This is a genomic window from Streptomyces cinnamoneus (assembly GCF_014650495.1).
GTDB classification, from domain to species: Bacteria; Actinomycetota; Actinomycetes; order Streptomycetales; family Streptomycetaceae; genus Streptomyces; species Streptomyces cinnamoneus.
In genome coordinates this window covers 87053-107231 of record NZ_BMVB01000014.1, presented here as the reverse complement: position 1 = coordinate 107231, position 20179 = coordinate 87053, and the positions used below count along the sequence as shown (strand labels likewise).

The 20179-nt window shown below is 73.2% G+C and carries 13 protein-coding genes; 5 read left to right on the top strand and 8 right to left on the bottom strand.

Annotated elements, in window-relative coordinates; translation table 11 throughout:
- Positions 1-11 precede the first annotated feature (11 nt).
- Together IE182_RS32140 and IE182_RS20485 are read right to left on the bottom strand one after the other, a co-directional pair.
- Positions 12-482: an NUDIX domain-containing protein gene (locus IE182_RS32140; protein ID WP_229844973.1), complete on the bottom strand. Its 471-nt coding sequence runs from the start codon at positions 480-482 to the stop codon at positions 12-14.
- A gap of 364 nt (positions 483-846) precedes the next feature.
- A complete protein-coding gene (locus IE182_RS20485) occupies positions 847-1152 on the bottom strand; it encodes a hypothetical protein (protein ID WP_190111337.1) in 306 nt (101 codons plus the stop codon).
- 2 nt (positions 1153-1154) lie between these two features.
- Between IE182_RS20485 and IE182_RS20480 the strand changes: the two genes are divergently transcribed.
- From IE182_RS20480 to IE182_RS20465, 4 genes are all read left to right on the top strand, one after another.
- A complete protein-coding gene (locus IE182_RS20480) occupies positions 1155-1916 on the top strand; it encodes a class I SAM-dependent methyltransferase (protein WP_190111336.1) in 762 nt (253 codons plus the stop codon).
- 55 nt (positions 1917-1971) lie between these two features.
- Positions 1972-2502, top strand: a complete 531-nt coding sequence (locus IE182_RS20475; protein ID WP_190111335.1) for a hypothetical protein — start codon at positions 1972-1974, stop codon at positions 2500-2502.
- Between the two features lie 152 nt (positions 2503-2654).
- On the top strand, positions 2655-3419 hold the full coding sequence (locus IE182_RS20470) for an HNH endonuclease family protein (protein ID WP_229844972.1): 765 nt from the start codon (positions 2655-2657) through the stop codon (positions 3417-3419).
- Entirely contained in the window at positions 3416-3694 is a 279-nt protein-coding gene (locus IE182_RS20465; protein WP_190111334.1) for a hypothetical protein, read from the top strand. The genes IE182_RS20470 and IE182_RS20465 overlap by 4 nt, the downstream gene beginning before the upstream one ends.
- A 29-nt stretch (positions 3695-3723) precedes the next feature.
- Here the strand turns inward: IE182_RS20465 and IE182_RS20460 are convergent, their stop codons facing one another.
- The 5 genes from IE182_RS20460 to IE182_RS20440 all read right to left on the bottom strand — a co-directional run bounded on the left by IE182_RS20460 (position 3724) and on the right by IE182_RS20440 (position 10716).
- On the bottom strand, positions 3724-4269 hold the full coding sequence (locus tag IE182_RS20460) for a DUF6817 domain-containing protein (protein WP_190111333.1): 546 nt from the start codon (positions 4267-4269) through the stop codon (positions 3724-3726).
- A gap of 177 nt (positions 4270-4446) precedes the next feature.
- Positions 4447-7824: a hypothetical protein gene (locus tag IE182_RS20455; protein ID WP_190111332.1), complete on the bottom strand. Its 3378-nt coding sequence runs from the start codon at positions 7822-7824 to the stop codon at positions 4447-4449.
- A 77-nt stretch (positions 7825-7901) separates the two neighbouring features.
- Complete coding sequence (locus IE182_RS20450) at positions 7902-9116, bottom strand: cytochrome P450 (protein WP_190111331.1); 1215 nt, start codon at positions 9114-9116, stop codon at positions 7902-7904.
- A 30-nt stretch (positions 9117-9146) separates the two neighbouring features.
- Positions 9147-10514: an NAD(P)/FAD-dependent oxidoreductase gene (locus IE182_RS20445; RefSeq protein ID WP_190111330.1), complete on the bottom strand. Its 1368-nt coding sequence runs from the start codon at positions 10512-10514 to the stop codon at positions 9147-9149.
- Positions 10504-10716, bottom strand: a complete 213-nt coding sequence (locus IE182_RS20440) for a ferredoxin (protein WP_190111329.1) — start codon at positions 10714-10716, stop codon at positions 10504-10506. The genes IE182_RS20445 and IE182_RS20440 overlap by 11 nt, the downstream gene beginning before the upstream one ends.
- 146 nt (positions 10717-10862) lie before the next feature.
- Here IE182_RS20440 and IE182_RS20435 point away from each other — a divergent pair, with 146 nt between their 5' ends.
- On the top strand, positions 10863-12458 hold the full coding sequence (locus IE182_RS20435) for an amidase family protein (protein WP_190111328.1): 1596 nt from the start codon (positions 10863-10865) through the stop codon (positions 12456-12458).
- A gap of 89 nt (positions 12459-12547) precedes the next feature.
- Here the strand turns inward: IE182_RS20435 and IE182_RS20430 are convergent, their stop codons facing one another.
- Positions 12548-19909 carry a LamG-like jellyroll fold domain-containing protein gene (locus IE182_RS20430; RefSeq protein WP_190111327.1) on the bottom strand — a complete coding sequence of 2454 codons (7362 nt, stop codon included), beginning with the start codon at positions 19907-19909 and terminating at the stop codon, positions 12548-12550.
- Positions 19910-20179 lie beyond the last annotated feature (270 nt).

The window sequence follows — 20179 nt, the reverse complement described above, 5'->3', positions numbered from 1 at the left end:
GGCGCTGCGCTTCACGCTGTGCCTCCCGTCGTGGTGGTCCAGCCGTGCGTGGACAGCAGCGCACCGGTGCTGAACTGCGAGAGCACCGAGGCCGCGTAGGGGGAGCAGCCCGCGGGCGGCCGCGCGGGTTCGGCCCACACCACCCCGGCGGGGACGCCTGCCTTCGTAAGGCGCGGCCGGCCGCTCCAGTGCTGGGCGGTGAACACCACGCCGAGCCGTCCCGTGCCGGCGGGGGTGCGGTGGTGGACGAGGTGGCAGAACTCCAGGGCGCCGGGGTCGACGGCGACTCCGGCCTGCCGGTGGACCTCGCGGACGGCGCGGTCGGTGACCGGTTCCCCCGGCTGCAGCGGCCCGGCCGGCGGGGTGAGGGCGCCGGCGTCGTAGAGGTCGTTCGGCCGGCGGAGGAGCAGTACGCGGCCGTCGCTGCGGTGCAGCAGCACCATCACGTCGACCGGGCATGAGAAGGGATCGGACGCACTCACGCCGGCCTCCCGGAGGTGGCCGTGCGGAGAACCGGGCAGGGCGGCGTCATCGGGTGCGGGTCGAACGGCAACGGCGCCTCCTCGGCGGGGTGATGGCGGTGGTGACGGTGAAGCACTGCGCCTCCTTGTTGACGTACCGGATCGGACGGGTGCTCGGAAAAACGACCCTCGATCGGGGTTGTCACGGCCTCCCAAGGGCGCTTTATCGTGCGGAAATTCGAGGAGGCGTCAACCGGCCCGCCATCGCTGGGCGAGCGGCCCGGCGACGGTTGTGCGATTCACTCCACCGTGGCCGCTCACCCGATCCGGGCATTGCTTCGCTGCCGTGAACGGGCGGCTCCGGGCGCGCCGGCCCGGCCCCGCGTCAGGCCCTGAGCAGTCTGACCGCGAGCGCGTACACCTCTTCGCGGGTGCGGGTGCCGTGGTCGGCGGCCAGGAAGTGGTTGCCGGTCAGCAGCGGGAAGGCGAGCATGCGGCGCGCCTCGGCCTCGGCCTGGTCGGTGTCCGGCCCGCGGAAGAGCGAGCGCAGGCAGTCCATGCGCCGGTTGTCGACCCGCCGCAGCCGCTCCGCGACGACCCGGTCGCCAAAGGGACTCCCCCTGACGCGTCCGAACGCGCCGGGGCGCGGATATCCGGTCGCCGATGTGCGGGCCGGCCTGAGACGATCCACGCATGGCACGAACGTTTGAGGACCTGGTGGCCGAGGCGGAAACGGTCCCGGTGGAGGGCTGGGACTTCTCCTGGCTGGAGGGCCGGGCCACCGAGCAGCGCCCGTCGTGGGGCTATCAGCGCATGATGGGCGAGCGGATGGCCCGTGCCTCGGCCGCGCTGGACATCCAGACCGGCGGCGGGGAGGTCCTGGCGGGGGTGCCGAAGCTTCCGCCACTGGTGGTGGCCACGGAGTCCTGGCCGCCGAACGTCGCCAAGGCCACCCGCGTGCTGCACCCGCTCGGGGCCGTGGTCGTCCAGGACGAGGACGAGCCGCCGCTGCCCTTCGCCGCCGGAGCCTTCGACCTGGTGGTCAGCCGGCATCCGGTGACGGTGTGGTGGGAAGAGATCGCCCGGGTGCTCCGGCCGGGCGGCACGTACTTCTCGCAGCAGGTCGGACCGGCCAGCGTCTTCGAGCTGGTCGAGTACTTCCTCGGCCCGCAGCCCGAGGAGGTCCGTCGCCGGCGGAATCCGGACGACGCCCGCCGGACGGCCGAGGCGGCCGGCTTGGAGGTCGTGGACCTGCGCTCGGAATTCCTGCGCACGGAGTTCTTCGACGTCGGCGCGGTGATCTATTTTCTTCGGAAGGTGATCTGGATGGTGCCCGGATTCACCGTCGACCAGTATGCGGACCGGCTCCGGCAACTTCACGACCGGATCGAGAGCGAAGGGCCGTTCGTCGCCCATACGGCACGGTTCCTCATCGAGGCGCGCAAGCGCACCTGACGGCTGATTGTCCAGGAGAGAAATGGCAGGGCATGGGTCACACATGGGGGGATGCGTGGACAGCGTGAATGACGCCGGACAACAGGCGCCGGAGTCCGGAGTCGATGCGGGCTTCGACGAGGACGCTGTTCTGCTCCTCATGCAATGGCTGGCCGAACAAGGGGCGGTTGTCACGATCTCCGCGGGCGGCAGTGCCGTACGTCCTGTCCGCGAGGAGCGGTGGACGTTCCACGTCTCGGGGCCGGTCGTCGTGGCCGAGGAAGGCACCATCGGGCAGTGCGTGCGCAACGCATTGCCCCGGTTGCGGGAGGCAGGCATGCCTGTGGACGAGGGCATGCCGGAATCGGCATGCATGCGGGGCGGCGGTCCGGAGGGAACGGGCATGCTCGTCCTGGACTGGCTGGCGGAGCAGGGCCTGAGCGTCTTCCTGAAGGCGGACGGGGCCCGGACCACGCCAGGCTGGACCCTCATCGTCGGCGGCGAGCCGCTGACGGAGAGGCAGCGGGCCGACGGGCCCTCAGCCGGCAGGTGCCTTGGCCGCATGCTCTCCCGGCTCCGTGCGGAAGGTGTGGCCGTCCCGGTCTGAGCTCCCTCACCGCGGCCACGGACGGCCGAGCCGTCTCCGGATCATGCCGGATATAGCGCCTATCGCGTGTTCTGTCTGTTTGGCGGTTGCGCGGAGGTGGGCAGCCTGAAGGCGGGACGGACGGTTCTGGCACCGGGGGAGGCGTGAAGGTGATGACGCATCAGGCGCGTGCCGGCGCATGCGTGACGGTGGCCTGCGCGGTCGCGATGACGCTCGGAGGCTGTGGCGACAGCGGCGCCGACCGGGCCGCGCCGGGCACCAAGTCCGGGTCCGGGAGCGCATCGAAGACCGCGTCGACGTCGGCGTCCGCGCCGGCTCCGGGTTCCGCGGCGACCGGGGAAGGGAAGAGCGGCGGCCGTGAGGTGCTGCCCGGGCTGCCGTCGGCAGGGGAGGCCCGGCAGGCGCTGGGCAAGCTCGCCGTGGCAGCGCCGCGGCCGATGTCGGGCTACAGCCGCGGGGCCTTCCCGCACTGGGCCCAGCAAGGCAACAAGTGCGACACGCGCGAGACGGTTCTCGAACGGGACGGCCAGGGCGTCAAGCGTGACGCCGAGTGCCGGGCGGTCTCCGGCACGTGGCGCAGCTTCTACGACGACAAGACGTTCACGGCGGCTTCCCAGGTCGACATCGACCACATCGTGCCCCTGGCCAACGCATGGCGGTCGGGTGCGGACACCTGGACGAACGACAAGCGCAAGGCGTTCGCCAACGACCTGACCCATCCGCAGCTGCTGACGGTCTCGGCGGCCACGAACCGGAGCAAGGGGGACCAGTCCCCGGACCAGTGGCAGCCTCCGGCGAAGTCCGCCTGGTGCGTCTACGGCCGGGCCTGGACGTCGGTGAAGAGCACCTACGGCCTCACGGTCACCGAGGAGGAGCGGAAGATGCTCACCACCATGCTGGGTACCTGCACGGCATGACCAGTGACCAGCCCGAGCACTACCAGGACGAGGTGACCGCCGGCCCCGGCGGGGCGATGACCGACGAGGTCGGCGTCATCACCGGCGACCTCACCGTCGCCACCGCCCGACGCCCGGACGGGACGGCCGAGGTGCAGGTGCAGTACACCCGCGCCGCCGAGTGGTACACACTCACCGGCAGCCCCTGCCCCGTGCCGCCCGACGGGTTGAAGGCCCTGCACCAGGCAGTGCTCGGCGCCATCCGGACCGGCGGGGGCGCCCAGGCACCCGGCTGAGGCGTCCCGGCGACACCGCGGACGGATGCTCAGCCGAGCACGGTGCGGCACTCCTGCCAGGCGTCGGCACTGAGCACGTTCCGGAAGCGGGTGAACAAGGCCAGGAGGCCCGGGCCGTGCTGGGCGCGGAAGGCGGGGTCGATGCGGGCCAGGTCCAGTTCGTTGGCGGCGGTCAGCTCGGCGAAGTCCCGGATCGGCTGGGTGCCCGGGGCGCGCTCCCGGCCGGTGAAACGGTCGCGGAAGCCGGCAGCGCTGTGGGGGAATGCCGCATAGGTGACCCTGCGGTCGCAGGAGGCGTAGAGGTACACGATGGCCTCCGCCTCGTCACCGATGACCGCTGCGAGCTCGGCACGGCGGTCGAGCGGGAGCAACGCGGTGGGAAAGCCGTCGGTGCCGTAGGACGCGTGGCAGAGCCCCGCCAGTTGCAGCACCGGACGCGCCCGCCAGAGGCCGAGCCGGGCACGGACCCGTTGCAGGTGGGCGAGGAGGGTACCGCCGGGGTGGGCGATGACGTCGGCGCCGAGTCGGCGCAGGAGCACCGTGGCCTCCTCGGCCACGGCATCGGCAGGGGGCACGGCGGGCCCTCCCTCCACTCTCGGCACGACCGCGACGGGACGGAGTCGTGCAGACCGGCTTGGTGGTGATGCCCCGGCCCGCCGCCCGCACACCCCCGTCCGCCGTCGTACCCGCGGGGCGGGCCGGGGCTTCGTCGCGCCCCGGCCGCCCGGGCGCCGCCTCGGGTGGGTGTTCCCTCACTCCCCGGCGGTGGTCGTGGCGCGGGCCTCGTCGCGTACGTCCGCGCAGCCGTGCCGGCGCAGGACCCGCAGCTGTTCGCGCCAGGTGGCCGACCAGTCCGTGCGGTGGCCTCCCACCGTGGTGAGGGCGACCGCGAACAGTCCGGTTGCCTGACCCCCGTCGGTGGTCAGGGAACGGGCCGCGTGGGCGAGTGCCTCGTTGCTGCCGTGGTGTGTTCCCAGACGCTGGACGAGTGATGCGGCCGTACGGGCCGCGAGGGCCGGCCTGCCGTGGTGGAACCGGGCGAGGTGCTCAAGCTGCGACGTCAGCCTGTCCGGAGCCGCCTGCGGATCGAGTGTGCGGACCAGCAGTTCGGCCGCCTCGGGGCCGTAGTCCCCTGCTTCACCGAGGAGTCCGGCGACGGCGAGCGCCGCTTCCCGCACGGCCCGGGGATGCTGCGTACTCCTCCGCGCCAGGCCGAGGGTCAGACGCCGGATGCGCTGGTGTGCGGGCCGGTCGCGGTCGGGTTCCGCGTCGGGGGTGCCGGGCAGGGCATCGGCATCGATCAGGGCGGTGAGCGTACGGACGAGCGGGGTGGGGTCCGGCGAGCCGGAAGGAGCCAGCGTGACGACGTCGCACAGCGCGTCGGCGGCGTGGTGCCAGCTCGCCCGGTTGTCCAGATCGGCGACGGCGGCCGCCAGGACTCCCGCGGCATCCGGCGCCCAGGGCGACCACGTCCCGAGCGCCGTGTATCCATGGAGCGCCACCTCGGGGTCGTCGGTGTCGCACACGGCCCGTACGAGCGCCGCGTAGCGCCGTCGGTGGCGCTCGGGCAGATCGCCGGGCCGGCTCGCCAGGACGGCCGTCCGCAGCTCGCGCCGGCCGGCCGCGGCGCTTTCCAGCAGCCCCCACGCCTCTTCGTGCGCGAGCAGGCCCTTGGTGAACGCCACACACGCGGCCTGTACGTCGTGGTGCTGACCGGGGCGCGTGCACGCCTCGGCGAGGAGTGCCACCGCCTCCGGCGCGGGCAGTGCGGTGGCGGCGAGCCGCGCGGCCTCCTTGCGGCTGGTCACCTTCACCCCGCTGTCCGCGGTCAGCAGCCCCCTCAGCTCCCCGGCCAGCGCGGACGGCGCGACGAACCGGCTCGCGCGGGATGCCGCGGGGACGGCGACGCGGGCCCGGTCCCCGCCGGCGTGGGAGAGGAGCAGCCGCAGGTGCCGGCCCGGGGTCTCCGTCCGGGCGAGAGCCGCGAGCGCGGCCTCGGCCAGCGGCACACTGCTGTCGTCGGCGTAGCGCAGCAGCAGTTCGGTGCCGTATCCGGGGATCCAGGCGGCCAGCCGGAGCGCGTGCACGCGCTGGTGGACGGTGAGGCTGTTGTCCGCCACCGCACGCTCCAGCAGCCGTGCGGCGGTGGCCTGCTGGCGCGGCAGCCAGTGCTTCGTGTCCCGGCAGACGGGCGGCAGCCAGTGGCTGTCCTTGGTCAGGAACCGGCCGTACGGAGGAGTGCCGCCCAGCACGGCGTCCAGCAGATCGGTGCGGCGGCACACCAGCGCCCACTGCACGCAGGAGATCGTGACGGCGGACGGCTCCAGCGCGATCAGCTCGGCCAGGCGGGTGTCCCTGGTCCGCGGGTCGTCCAGCCAGTGCGCGGCGGCCCGGCGTGCGGCGTCGGGCCCGCCGTGCTCGATCGCCCGCCGCAGCAGGGCCTGCAGCCCGGGCACGGCACGGGCGCGTTCCCCGAGCGATGCCGCCAGGGTGAGGGCGTCCGTGAAGTCGGCCTTGCCGGCGGCGGCTTCGAGGGACGGACGCAGCGCTGCGAAGACCTCGTGCTCCTGGCCCGGCCGCAGGTCCTGGCGGCGGGTGGCGGCGGAACCGGTCAGCCGCGCCAGGGTACGCAGCGCCCAGCCGGCCGGCTCCCCGGCCTGCTCACGCCCGGCGTCCGCGGGCTCGCGCAGCAGCCCGTGGGCCAGGGAGCGCAGGGCGGAACTCTCGGGCCACGAGAAGTCCCGTGCCTCGACGGCGTCGGTCGTGATGCGTTCCAGGTGGGGAGCCGCTTCGGGGGCGAACAGGGTGGGCCGGACGTCGGCGAGGGCCGCCAGGAAGGCGGCGCGTACCGGCTGCTGCTCGTTGCGCAGCCGGTCCAGGCCCGCGAGCAGTTCCGTGACGGCGGCGGGGTCGCGGGCGAGGACCGCGTTGCGCACCAGCAGCTTGTAGGCGTAGGCCCGCTCCATGGGCGCGGAGCGACGGGTCGCGGCCAGCAGTTCCGCGCGCGCCTCCGCCACCGGCAGGTAGGTCATGGCCGCCAGGATGGTCTGCCAGCCGCCGCCGTACTCGCGGGCCTGCCCGGCCATGCGCCGGGCCTCGGCCTCGCGCCGGGCCCGGGGCAGCACGTCGAGGACGCCGTGCGACAGGGCGGCATAGCCCGTGCTCCGCCCGTTCATCGCGATGTCGTAGCACTCGGTGCGCCGTGACGGCGCCATCGCCTTCAGCAGCCGTACGAGAGCACGCTCGTCACGGGCCATCGCCCGGGCGAACGCGTCGAAGCCGGGCGGCTGGTGCTGCACGAGAATGCGGAGGACGGACCTCGGCAGGTGGTGGAGGTCCGCGTCGTCGCGGTCCGGCGCCAGGAGGAGCCGGAGGGTGCCGCCCGGGTCGGCGGCGGCCAGCCGGCCGAGCTGCCGGTGGAAGCGTGCGGGCAGCGCGCCCGGACACAGCCGCTCCAGCAGGTCGAGCACCCGCAGGGGCTGCATCCGGACGGTGGCCGCCACGGCGGATCCGTGCGTGTTCCACCACCTTTGCCGGTGGTCCTCGGGCAACGCCGCGAGCCGGCGTTCCGCCTCGTCGAGGACGGCGGGGGAGTGGTGTTCGGCGACCTTGCCCCAGGGGAGGGTGGTGTGGAAGAGCGCGGGCAGCAGTTCCTCGACGGTGGCGGGCGAACAGGCCGGCAGCAGCTTCGCCGCCTCGGCGTCGCCCCAGCGCTCGCGGACCGGCCGGACGAGGGCATCCGCGACGGCTGTGCGCCGGCCTGCGACGACAGCCCGGACGATCTGACGGCGGATCGCCATGGGGGCGTCCTCCAGCGCCGCCGTGACGGCTGCGTCGGATATGAGCCCCTCGCGGACGGCGGCGACGGCGTGGACCCTGACGGCCGGATCGGGGTCGGTCAGCCGGCTCTGCAACCAGGCGACGTCACGGCCGACGCCCGCGACCAAGGCCGCGACGCCCCGTTCGTACCTCCCCCGCCCCGACAGCTCGGCCAGCACCGCCCCCAGCTCCCCACCAGCCCGGCGCTCCCGGGCCCACCGGGCGGTGTGGCGCACGCGCTCCGGGAAGGACAGCGGGTCGAGGGCGGCGAGGAGCGCGTCGGTGAGCGCGGGGGCGGTGCTTTCGATCATGTGGTGATTCTCGGGGAGGACGTCCGCCTCGGTCCAGGCCGTTTCTCCCCCGGGGAGGGGCATCGCCCACGGCCCCGCTACGTCAGGGCGACGGGCAGGTGGCGGGGGCCGCGCAGGACGGGGCTGTTGCGGTACTCGGGCGGGTCCTCCAGCAGCCGTGGGGTGTCGAGCCGGCGCAGCAACGTGGTGAGCGCGATCTGCGTCTCCAGGCGGGCGAGCGGCGCGCCGAAGCAGTTGTGGATGCCGCTGCCGAAGCCGAAGTGCTGGTTGTCGCTCCGGGTGGGGTCGAAGCGGTCGGGCTCGGGGAAGCGCAGCGGGTCGCGGTTGCCCGAGGCCAGGACCAGGATCAGCGGCACACCCCGGGGGATGGTCACTCCGGCGATCTCGATGTCGGCCAGCGCGGTGCGCTGGGGCAGCATCTGCACGGGGGGCTCGTAGCGCAGGAGCTCCTCGACCGCGCCGGGCATCAGTTCCGGATGGGCCCGCAGCCGTTCGAGTTCCCCGGGGTGGCGGAGGAGGGTGAGCATGCCGTTGGTGATGAGGTTGACGGTGGTCTCGTGCCCGGCGATCAGCAGCAGGACGGTGGTGACCATGAGTTCCAGGTCGGTGAGACGTCCCTCCGGGCCCTCGTCGTTGACGAGGCCGGAGAGCATGTCGCCGGCGGGGCTGCCCCGCCGTTCCCCGGCGAGCTCGCCCAGGTACGTGCCCATGGTCATGCGTGCCTCCTGGGCGGCGCGCCGTCGCGGCTCGGGATCCTCCCCGGGAGCGAAGTCCAGGCTCGCGACGACGGTGTCCGCCCAGGTGTGCAGCTTCTGCACGTCCTCGTGCGGCACGCCGAGCAGCCGGCAGATGACGGTGACGGGCAGCGGGAAGGCGAAGTCGTCGACGAGGTCGACGCGGTCCCTGCCCGCCAGGCCGTCGGCCAGTTCCTCGGCGATGCCTTCCATCTCCTCGTGCAGGGCGTCCACGCGGCCGGGTGAACAGGGCGGACCGAACTGCCGCATGGTCAGCCGCCGGAGCCTGTCGTGTTCGGGGTCGTCGATGCCGATGAAGGCCGGCGGAAGCCCCTCCGGCACCAGGAGACCCGGGTCGGGTTCGGTGCGGTTGCGCAGGTCCGAGCTGACGCGCGGATCGTGGAGCAGGGCGTTGATCTCGTGGTAGGTGCCCACCAGGTACGCCCCGCTCTCCTGGCGCGCCACGCCGCCGGCTTCCCGCAGCTCTGCGTACAGCGGATAGGGATCGGGGCGGTGACGGGAGTCGGTGATGCGCCGGAAGAGGGTTTCCGAGGACATGAGCGGGGCTCCTAGCGGGGCGGCGGGCGGTCAGCCTCCGGGACGCAGCAGGGTCAGGCGCCGGTCGGGCAGGTGGCCGGTGAGGGCGACGGTCGGGCCGTGCGAGAGCACCCTGGGGTCCGGCACATCGGAGGGGACGGGTTCGCTGCCGTCGACGAAGTCGGCCGCGCCGGGCCCGGGCGGGAACGGGGCGGCGGTTTCGATCAGCCGCTGATAGTGCTCAAGCCATTTGGCCCGGTTGACGGCTACCGCGGCGGTGACGCGGCCGCGGTAGCCGTAGACCGCGACCAGGCGGCGTTCCTCCGGGGCACCTTGGGCGATGACGACCTGGTCGGAGAAGGTCGGCACGCCGACGGACTTGATGTTGAGGCCGAACTGGCTGGACCAGAAGGCCGGCACCGACAGGTGGGGGCGCCTGTGCGGGCCGGAGCTGACCATGTTGTGCGCGGCGACCTCGGCCTGGGCGACGGCGTTGCCCCAGTGCTCAAGGGCGATCAGCTGGTACTCGAAGAGCGGATGCGGGAAGCGGGCCACGTCCCCGGCGACGAAGACGTCGTCGGAGACGATGCCGTACATGTCGAACACCCGGCACCCGGCGTCGCAGGCCACGCCCCGGGGCCCGGCGGCGAGCCCGGAGTCGGCCAGCCATTCGGTGTTGCGGACCGCGCCCAGGGCGACCACGGCCACGTCGGCGTCGATGCGGCTGCCGTCGGAGAACTCGGCGCCGGTCAGACGGCCGTTCTCGCCCTTGAGAGCGCTCACCGTCACCCCGCACCGCAGGTCGACGCCGTGCGCGAGCTGCAGCTTCGTGGCCCAGGCACCCACGGTGCCGCCCAGTGCGCCGATCAGCGGCGCCCGGCCGCGCTCCGCGACCGTCACGGCCAGCCCGCGCTCCCGGCAGGCGGAGGCGATCTCGGAGCCGGTGAACCCCGCGCCGATCACCAGCACCCGGCGGGGACCGGCGTCGAGCCGCTCGGCGAGGCGGCTCGCGTCCCCGACCGTGCGGACCGTGAACACCCCGTCCAGAGCGGCCTCTCCGGGATCCGGCCAGGGCCGGGCCCGGGTCCCCGTGGCGATCAGCAGCCGGTCGTACGGCACCTGCTCGCCGTCCGCGAGCAGCACCCGCTTGCCGGCCGTGTCCACACCGACGGCACCCACCCCGAGCCGCCACCGCGCCTGCAGCGCGCGGCGTGCCGGCAGCCCGCACTCCTCGGCCCGCGCCCGCCCGAGCAGCACCTGCTTCGACAGCGGCGGACGGTCGTACGGCAGGTGGGGCTCGTCCCCGACGAGCGTCAGGGAGCCGGTGAAGCCCTCGTCGCGCAGCGCTTCGGCGGCCCGCAGGCCGGCCAGGGAGGCACCGACGATGACGATCCGTCCGCTGCGCAGGTCACCGGACACCGGCCGCACCCGCCTGCTCCCCGACGACGATCGCCTGCACCGGGCAGGCGGCCGCGGCCCGCAGCACCCGCTCGTGCTGCTCGGCGGGCACGGCCGGGGTGTACAGCAGGGCCTCGTCGCCGTGCAGCTCGAACACCCGGGGAGCGAGAAAGGCACACTGCGCGTAGCCCTGACAACGGTTGAGGTCGACCACCACCCTCATCCCGGGCGCTCCTTCGCTCGCGGGGGCACTCACCCTCTTCCTACCCCCGATCGGCCACGAGCTCCGCAAACGCTGCTCCATCCGGGGGACGGGCGGCAGGGAGGCACCCTTGTGCCGGACACCGGCCATGTAGTGCGCTGAGGCTCATGAGGAAGAGGAGAACTGCTGCACTGATGGCCGCTCTGGCGGCGGGGTCCCTCGTGACGGGCGTGCCGGGGCCGCGTGCCCAGGCCACGGAACCCGGCACCGACAGCGGGCTGCCACCGGCCGGGGCGTCCCCGGTACGGGGAGTGGACCTCGACACGACGACGATCCCGCAGCTGCAGGCCCGCATGGCCGGCGGTTCGCTGACCTCGTCGGCGCTGACCAGCGCCTACCTGCGGCGGATCGAGGCCGTCGATCCCACGATCCACGCGGTCCTGCGCACCGACCCGACGGCCCTGCGCCAGGCGGCCGCCAGCGACGCCAGGCACCGGCACGGCACGACCCGTGGCCCGCTCGACGGCATACCGGTGCTGCTGAAGGACAACGTGAACACCCGCGACATGCCGACCACCGCCGGTTCGCTGGCCCTGGCCGGACGCCCGCCGGACGCCGATGCCACCCTGGTGACCCGCCTGCGGGAGGCGGGGGCCGTGATCCTGGGCAAGACGAACCTGTCGGAATGGGCGAACTTCCGTGCCGCCAAACCGACGTCGGGGTGGTCGGCGGTGGGCGGGCAGACCAACAACCCGTACGTCCTGGACCGGAACCCCTGCGGCTCGTCCTCCGGATCGGCCGCCGCGATGGCCGCGTCCTTGGCACAGGTGGCGATCGGCACCGAGACGGACGGCTCCATCGTGTGCCCGGCCGGGATGAATGGGGTGGTCGGCCACAAACCCAGTCGCGGACTCGTCAGCGGGGCGGGGGTGGTGCCCATCTCCGCCGAGCAGGACACCGCAGGACCGATGGCACGCAACGTGACCGATGCGGCGATCACCCTGTCGGTGCTGAGCGGCGGCGAAACCCTGCGCCCCAAGGGCACCCCCGGCCCCGTGGACCAGCAGGCGCACGGCCTGCGCGGCCGACGCATCGGCCTGTGGCGGCTGCCCTCACTCGGACCGCAGGTCGACGCCCTCATGACCCGCACGGCCGAGAAGCTGCGCAGCGCGGGAGCCGAGGTCGTCGAGGTGACCCCGCCCTACCAGGCCCGGCTCGCCGAACTCGAATACCCGACGCTGCTCAGCGAATTCCACCGGGACATCAACGCCTACCTCGCCACCCGTGCCGGGCCCCGCACCCTCACCGAACTGATCGGGTTCAACCGCACCCACCCGGCGGAACGCACCTGCTTCGCCGGCCAGGAACTCTTCGAGCAGGCCCTGGCCGCGCCTCCCGCCACCAGCCCGGAACACCGGGCGATGCGCGCCGAACTGAACAACCTGTCCCGGCGCTCCCTGGACGAGACCATGGCCGCCCACCACCTGGACGCCATCGCCTCCCCGACGAACCCGCCCGCCTGGACGACCGACTGCGCGCGAGGCGACAACGACGTGATCCCGTCCTCCACGCCCGCGGCCGCGGCCGGCTACCCGTCGCTGTCCGTACCCGCCGGTTTCGTGAACGAACTGCCCGTCGGCGTGCTCCTCATGGCCGGTGACCACCAGGACGCCAGGCTGCTGGCGCTGGGGGCCGCCGTGGAGCACAGGCTGGGCGCCTGGCGGGCGCCGCGCTACCTGCCGTCGGTGGGGCCGGGCAGCTGACCACAGTCCTCCCGCACGGCCCTGGCCGCCGTGCCCGGGACGGGGAGAAACCCCGCCCCGGGCACGGCGCCCTGCGCGGGCCCCGGGCGTCAGCCCTCCACGCCGTAGTACTGCGCGAGGAAGTCGATCACCTCCACCGTGTGCGGGACCAGCTCCGGCAGGCGCGTGGCCAGGGCGGTGCGCACGGCCTCGGCGAGTGCGTCACGGCCGGTGGCCGACGCCTTGACGTAGGGGTCGAGACGGCGGACGAGCTCGTAGTTGCTCTCCAGGTCCAGCTCCCGCATCGCGCGCTCGACCGGCGGGGCGTCGGCGGGCGGCACGGGCGGCAGGAGACGGCTGACGAAGGTGACGCGGTGCATCACCCGCCAGCACGGCGGCTTGCGGTCCGACTGGCGCGCCTGGCGCAGCGCGGCCGCGTTCGGGTCGGTGCCGTTCTCCAGCCACCTCGGGTCCACGACCTTGTGGAAGAACGTGTCGAAGTGCTCGGTGTCCTCGCCGAGGTAGAAGCTGAGGAACCGGTACGCGTCGACCTTGCCGGGGGCGTTGACCGGATTGCCGCCGGCATCGAAGACGGGCTTGCGCCCCGCGTCGTACTTCTGGAGGTTGCCGGACGGCGCGCAGGTCACGTTCAGCCCGAAGGAACGGGACGCCTGCTTGCCGCGGGCACGGGTGACGGACATGCCACCGCCGACGGAGGCGTCGAGCTGTGCGTTGACGCCGACGCCCATGACGTCGAAGGACGCGCCGACGGAGGCGCCCACGGAGCCGGAGAGCGAGTAGGAGCCGGCGGTCGTCTCGCTCACCGCGTCCGTGGTCTCGGTGGTCTCGGCGAAGAAACCGCCGTCCGCCGTCCAGACGTAGGTGTTGACCAGGTCCCGGCGGGAGAAGCCGTCGCCGGTGGTGCTGCCGGCCGTGTCGCGTCCCTTGCCGGGGGAGGTGTCGCCCCCGATCGCGGTGCCCAGGACGCGGCCCGCCCGCTCGGCGGTGGGGTCGGGCACGCCGGTCTCGGTGGAGACCGTCTCGTAGTAGCTGCGCAGCCGCTGCTGTTCGCGCTGGATGCGCCGCTTGATGGCGTACGCCTCGCGCGGCTTGTAGTAGCTGTACTCGCCCTGCTCGCGGCCCGACGCGTAGTCGGGATCGAGGACCCTGCCGCGCTCGTCGTACCCCACGGTGCCGTCGAGGGTTCCCTGCTTGGTGTAGCGGGGGTTCAGCGGGAAGGGCACGACGTTCCAGTCCTTGGGAACGTCGGGGTTGGGCTGGATGCGGTAGGCGACCAGGGCTCCGCTGTGTGCGAGGCGCAGCGCGAACACGTCGGCGGTCTGCGACTGCACCACGGCGAAGCCGGTGTTGACGGGCACGTAGCGACGGCCGAGCGCGGCGTTGAGCGGCTTCAACGGGTCCTCCCAGCTGCCGGAGAGGTCCACCTTCATCGCGCGGGCGGAGTTCTCGCCCTGGGAGACCGCGGTCTCGTCGGCCCAGCTGTTGGAGAACTCCAGGCTGCCGCGCACCCCCACCGACACCTTGGCCTTCGCCATGGACTTGGCGACGCCGAAGCCCAGCGGCGCGGCGATCATCCACATGTCGACGTCGACCTCGTTGGAGAGGGCGAAGGTGAACGCCGCGTCGACGCTGCGCTCCTTGGCCGACGACAGCGAGTGGACGACCTCCTCGGCCTCGGTGAACTCCACCGAGGCGACGCCGTCGTACGTCGCCCGGTCGGGGTCGACGGTGTTGGGCGTGAGGTTCTCCGACGGCACGGGCGGTGCCCCCTCGACGTAGCCGACCAGCTGCGGGTCGAACTGCACCTGGCTGACCCATTCGCTGACCAGGTCCCCGACCTTGTAGCCGGTGACCAGGTGCCAGCGGCCGTCGCGCAGGTAGCCGTAGGCCCGCTTCAGCACGCCGAACGCCTCGCCCTTGGCCGAGTACTGCATGTCGGCGTACTCGGCGACGGCGGGGGACCCGGTGATCTGCTCGTGGAAGGGCGTGCGCATGGCGGCGAGTGCCGAGCGGACCTGGGCGGTGTCACTGGAGACGGGGGCCGTGGACAGCACGGCGGTGGGGCGGCCCGGCCCGGCGGGGAGGGTCAGGTCGTTGCCGCGCAGGCCCTCGTCCCGGACGAGGCCGGCGCCCTCGTCGGTGGAGGCCCGGTCGAAGGACCAGTAGGCGATCAGGTCCTCCTTCCCGCCCTGGAGGCGGGTGAAGAGGTTGTCGAGGACCTGCTCCTGGGTGCGGGCGGTGCGCCAGATCCGCACCTCCTCCAGGACGCCGTGGAAGGGCTGGGTGGCCTGGCCGCCCTTGAGACGGGCACCGAGGGAGAGCTGGGCGTCGCCGTAGTCCGCGAAGTCGTCGCTCTCCAGCGGGTCGCAGGCCACGGAGACGCCGTTGCGGTGGATACGGAAGAGGCTGCCCCGCGGGTCGGGGTTACGGGTCCAGCGGGCGCCGCGCAGCCGGGCGGCGTGCGAGCCGGTGGCGTCGGCGGCGGTGTTGCCGGCGTTCTCCTCGAAGCGCCAGTGCGCGGTCAGGCCGCGGTCGCGCGCGGAGACGGGCGTGCCGAGCTGGGCCGCGTCGCGGGCCACGCCCCACAGCCGGACCTCGGAGACGACGCCGGTGAAGGAGTGCGTCTCCAGGCCGTCCCGGGCGCGGCCGATGTCGAGCGTGCCGGTGTTGCCCTTGGCGCCGGACCCCTCGTAGCGGGTGGTGCCCGCCTCGCGGCCGTCGACGAAGAAGCGGATCTCCTGCCACTCCTGGACGTCGACGGACTCCACCAGTTCCACGGTCTGCTTGACGGGCTTGCCGTCGGCGCCGGCCGCGGTGATCTCCTTGCTGCCCTTGCGCTCCTGCATCGAGCGGCCGCCCTTGCGGACGACGCCGATCCGGTGGAACGTTCCCGCGCCGAGGGCCCCGGTGGAGGCGAACCGCACGAGCTTCCCGTCCGGCTCCTCGAAGCCGAACTCCAGCCTGCCGTCGGGCAGGACGAGCAGCCGGTACGGGACGCTGCCGCCGGAGCCGTCGGCGGTACGGCCCTTGGAGAGCAGGCCCTGGACCGTGCCGAGGGCGTCGACGCGGCAGAAGACCTCGACGGTGAGGTCGCCGGCGATGTCGAGCGCGTCGTTGTCGGGCGCCTCCGCGTACGCGCCGTCGGCGAGCTCGACCGCCCACGACTGCTCGTAGGCGGCGGCCAGATGGGTCCACTCGCGCAGCGGGAAGGAGGCGCGGGTGGCGGTGAGGCGGTTGCCGACGGCGGCGACGATGCGGTAGCCGGGGGTCTCGCCGGCGGTGAGCACCTCGGGGGCGGTGGCGGTGGTGACGGTACCGCGCAAGGCCACGGGGTAGTGCTGCGGCGAGCGGTCGGTGACGACCGGCTTCCCGTCGGGCCCGGAAGCCGGCCCCGTGCAGGACCAGCAGCCCCAGAGACCGTCCTCGTCGCCCTTGAGCCGTGTCTCCATCCGCTCACGGATCTGGGTCGCGGTACGGGCGGTGGCCCACAACCGGACCTCGTCCATCTCGATCCGGGCGTACTCCGGGATCCAGCCGGCGTGGGAGCTGCCGAAGCTGAAGGGGCCGGTGCCGCGGTAGCCGCGTGTCGCCGTGCGCCGGCCCACCTCCGCGCCGTCCCGGTAGATCACCTGCTCGCGGGAGGTCTTGGCGTAGACGCACGCCCAGTGGTGCCAGGCGGTGTCGGTGTACTTCTCCTTCGTGTCGAGGTCGTCCCCGTAGAAGGCGAAGGTGAAGGTGCCGTCCGCGCGGAAGCCGATGTGCAGGGAGGAGCTGTCGGCGGCGTGCGACGTGCCGTGCCCGACCACGATCTGCGGGCGCCCGTCGGGGGCCGCGGGGCGCCGCGCCCAGAACTCGACCGTGAAGTCGGTCCCGGACATGTCGAGCTGCGCGTCCGTGACGGCGACGCCGCTCTTGCCGTCGAAGGAGAGGGCGGGGCTCGCGGGCGGGGCGGGGGGAGCCAGCAGGCCCAGCGTGAAGGGGCTGTCACCGGTGTTGGCGTCGATGACGCGGGCTGCGCCGGGCACCCGCTCGGGGTTGACCCACGCCTCCAGGGTCAGGTCGCCCGTCGCGGCGGCGCGCTCCAGATGCGCGTCCATGGCCACGACGTTCTGCCGCCCGTCGAAGGCGTAGGCCCGGCCGGGCTTGTCCGCGCGCCAGCGGGGCCCGTGACCGGTGACGAGGTCGGGCACGGTGCCCAGCGGCACTTCCTGCGCCTTGCCCGGGTCGACGACCAGGAGCCGGGAACCGGCCGACAGCGGCACGCCGGGGCGGTTGCTCTCGGCCTGCCGCGCGTAGTCGTACGCTCCGCCCGCCGCACCGTTGACGGCGGCGGCGAAGTCGGCGGCCCGGCGCGGCAGCCGGCGCCAGATCTCGCTCTCCTTGCCGCGCCGGATCGTCAGCTCGCACAGCCCGGCGTCGCCGACGTCCATGATGAGGATGTCCAGGCCGGCGAGGTCGGTGCCCGCGTCGCGGGCGGCGAAGGTCATCGCGGTGCCGTCGGGGCCCGCGAACTGCCGGGTGGCGCGGGAGACGAGGGTGTCGTAATAGGTGGCGAAGAACTGCCCGTTCGCACCCCGGAAGTACAGCACGACGCTGCCCGTGGCGCTGTCCAGCAGGTACGGGCGGTCGGCGCCGCGGGCGAACTCCAGCAGCGCGCCGGAGCAGCTGAGGCCGGTCCGGTCGACGGAGAGCTGCGGCATCGGCAGGGCGATGTCGTCGGCGCCCTTGAGGCCGCCGGTGAGGCGGGCGAGCTCCTCGCGCTTGGCGGTCAGCTCGGCCTGGATGACGGCGAGCTCGCGCTGGAGGTGGCTGATCTTCTCCTGGCCGGCGTCGGCCTCGCGCAGCCGGGCCTCGGCGAGTGCGAGGCGGTCGTGCTGGCTCTGGATCCCGGAGTCGTACCCGCGGGGCCGGAGCCGCTCCATGACGACCGCCGCCTCACCGCTGGAGGTGACCGTGCCGTAGTCGTACTGGACTACCCGGTCGCGGTTGATGCGGTCGATGGCGCTGATCGCCTTGCCGCTGTAGCGGTTGACGATGGCCGAGCGGCCGTCGCCGAGGTCGCGGACGGTGAAGTGGCTGTTCCAGCCGCTGATGTTGCGCCGCCACAGGACCAGCTCGGCGCCGTTGTCCCGGCTCTCGTCGCGGACGTGCACGTCGAGCGCGCCCGCCTCGTTCATCATGAAGTAGAGGGGGTAGCCGTCGTGGGTGTCGCCGTACTCGACGAAGTGCCATACCGCGGTCGCGTCGTCCTTGTTCGTGGTCCTGACCAGCGGGGCGTCGTTCTGGAGCCGGCCCGACACCGCGAGGTACAGGTCCTTGCCGTCGCGCTGCTGCGTGAACCGCACGCGGTAGAACCACGCCAGCGGGTTGTTCTCCAGCCGGGCCTTGAGCGCGTCGCGCTCCTCACGCGCCTGCCGCGCGTCCGCGGTCTGCGACGCCAGTCGCGCGATCTCCGTCTCCTTGCCCGCGGCCGCCCGGTCCAGCTCCCGCACCTGCGCGTCCAGCTGGCTGATCGCCTCGACGTCCCCACTGGCCTCCGGCGAGGCCAGCACCGGCAGCGCCAGCTCGTCCGGCACCTGGGCGAGGCGCCCGTCGCGCCCGACGCCGAAGTCGACCGTGGCCAGGTACGCCTCGTCGGTGGCGGCCCCGGTCTTCGGGTCCGGCCCGGAGGTCGCGTACGACAGCAGGACGCGCGCCTGGCGCTTGGCCGGCTTGGGCTCCTGCCCGTAGCCGACCGCGGTCTCCTCCTGCTGGTGGTAGAGGACGGCGGACAGGCCGGAGACGGTCTTCCGGCCGGCGACGGCGAAGCTGTCGCGGCGTACGCCCGGGTGGTCGCCGATGGGCGCTTCGGAGGTGACCCACGTCGGGCCGTCGACGAGCTCGCCGTGGCGGGCCTGGTCGGTCTGGTCGAAGAGGCGTGTGCCGGAGCCCTCGTCGAAGCGGTAGTAGGTGACGAGGCCGGGGTCGTTGCCGATGAGGCGGACGCCCTTGTCGCGCTTGAGCTCGTCGGAGGTGCGGGCGCGGTCCCAGATCCGCACCTCGTCGAGTTCGGCGCGGGCGCCCTGGCCGAGGGCGCGGCCCAGCAGCAGGGGGCCCGTCCCGGCGTAGTCGGCGCCGGTGGTGCGGCTGCCGGCCTCCTCGCCGTCGCGGTAGACGGTCTGCCTGCGGGCCTTGTGGTCGTACACGCAGGCCCAGTGGTGCCAGGAGGTGTCCGCGACCGGGCTGTCGGAGTTGAGGTCGTCGGCGTAGAAGGCGAAGGTGAAGTGGTCGTTCTCACGGAAGCCGATGTGCAGGGACTTCAGGGGAGCGCCGGCTTCGTCACCGTGGCCGACGAGGAACTCCTGACGACCCGTCGCCGTGCGCCGCGCCCAGAACTCGACGGTGAAGTCGCGGCCGGCCAGCTCCGGCCCCTCCGGTACGCGCACATGGGCGTCGCCCTCGCCGAAGGCCAGCGCGGTCTCCGCATGGCCCTCGGTGCTCACCACCGGTATCAGCGGTTGCCCGGTGAACGGGCAGGTGCCGGGGGCGCTCTCGTACACCGCGTCGCGGTGGGCCGGGTCCGGGCTGGTCCACGCCTGGGTGCCCTGGAGGTTGAACAGCCCGTCGCGGCCCTGCTCGACGTTGAAGGAGTCGATGCGGCCGGTGGCGTCGTTGTGCGCGAAGACCTGCCAGCGCTGCTGCCCGTGCACGGCGGTGGGGACGAGGAGGGCGGTGAAACGCCCGCCGGAGAGGTGGCGGACGAAGGACAGCTCCTGCGTCGGCTCGTGGAAGGCACGGCCTTCCATGTCGGTCGTGCCCAGGCTGTCCTTGGCCGAGTCCGGCCGGGTCCTGTGCCGGCTGCGGCGGTACCGTGCCTCCAGGACGGGCTTGAGCTGCCCGCCGACGAGTAAGAACCGGTCGCACAGCAGGGTGTCCGCCACGAGCGGCACCTTGGCGCCCGTGCCGTCGGTGACGTAGCCACCGCGTTCCGGATCACCGGAGGAGCCGCCCCCCGTCAGCTTGTGCACGGCATCGGGGTGGTCCGCGCCGATGGACTGGCGCAGCACGACGATGTGCGTGCCGTCCGACAGGGCGTGGAAGGGGGCGGGGGCGGTGAGCCTGGCCGTGGTGGACAGGAACGCATCCACCTCGTCCTCGTCCAGCCGCTCGCCGGCGGCCGCCTCCACCCGGCCACCGTTCTTGACCACCGGCAGCGCGGTGGCTCCGGCGGCCGCGAAACCCGCGTCCGTGATCTCGGAGGGAAAACGCAGGGGGAGCGGATTCTCCGACCAGTAGGCGGCGTCCAGCTCACCCTTGGCTTCGTCGTGCCGGGCCAGATCCAGCACGCTGTAGACGATCCGCCGCCGGTCGTCCATCGCCAGCGCCACCGTGGTGCCCTGGTGCCGGACCGTGGTGGTGTGTGCGTAGGTGCGGTCGCTGTAGACCTTGAGGAGGTGTTGCTCGCTGGACAAGAAATCTCCTTGAGAGGCCCTGGCGCCGGGAGGGAACCCGGGGCGCCGGGGCGCAGGACGAGGTGTGACGACGAGCTGGGAAACACCGCTGACCTGCGACGCCGACAGGCAGGGCGGTGATTCGGCGATCACACGATTTACCAGCGATGACGGGGCGTCAAGGATGCTTTGCGCCAGGTGACCACAGGCCGGCGGGGAGGGGAGGCCGGCTCCGGCGCCAGCACTGCGACCGGGCAACGGTCACCGGGCACCGCGGTCTCCCCGGCGGTG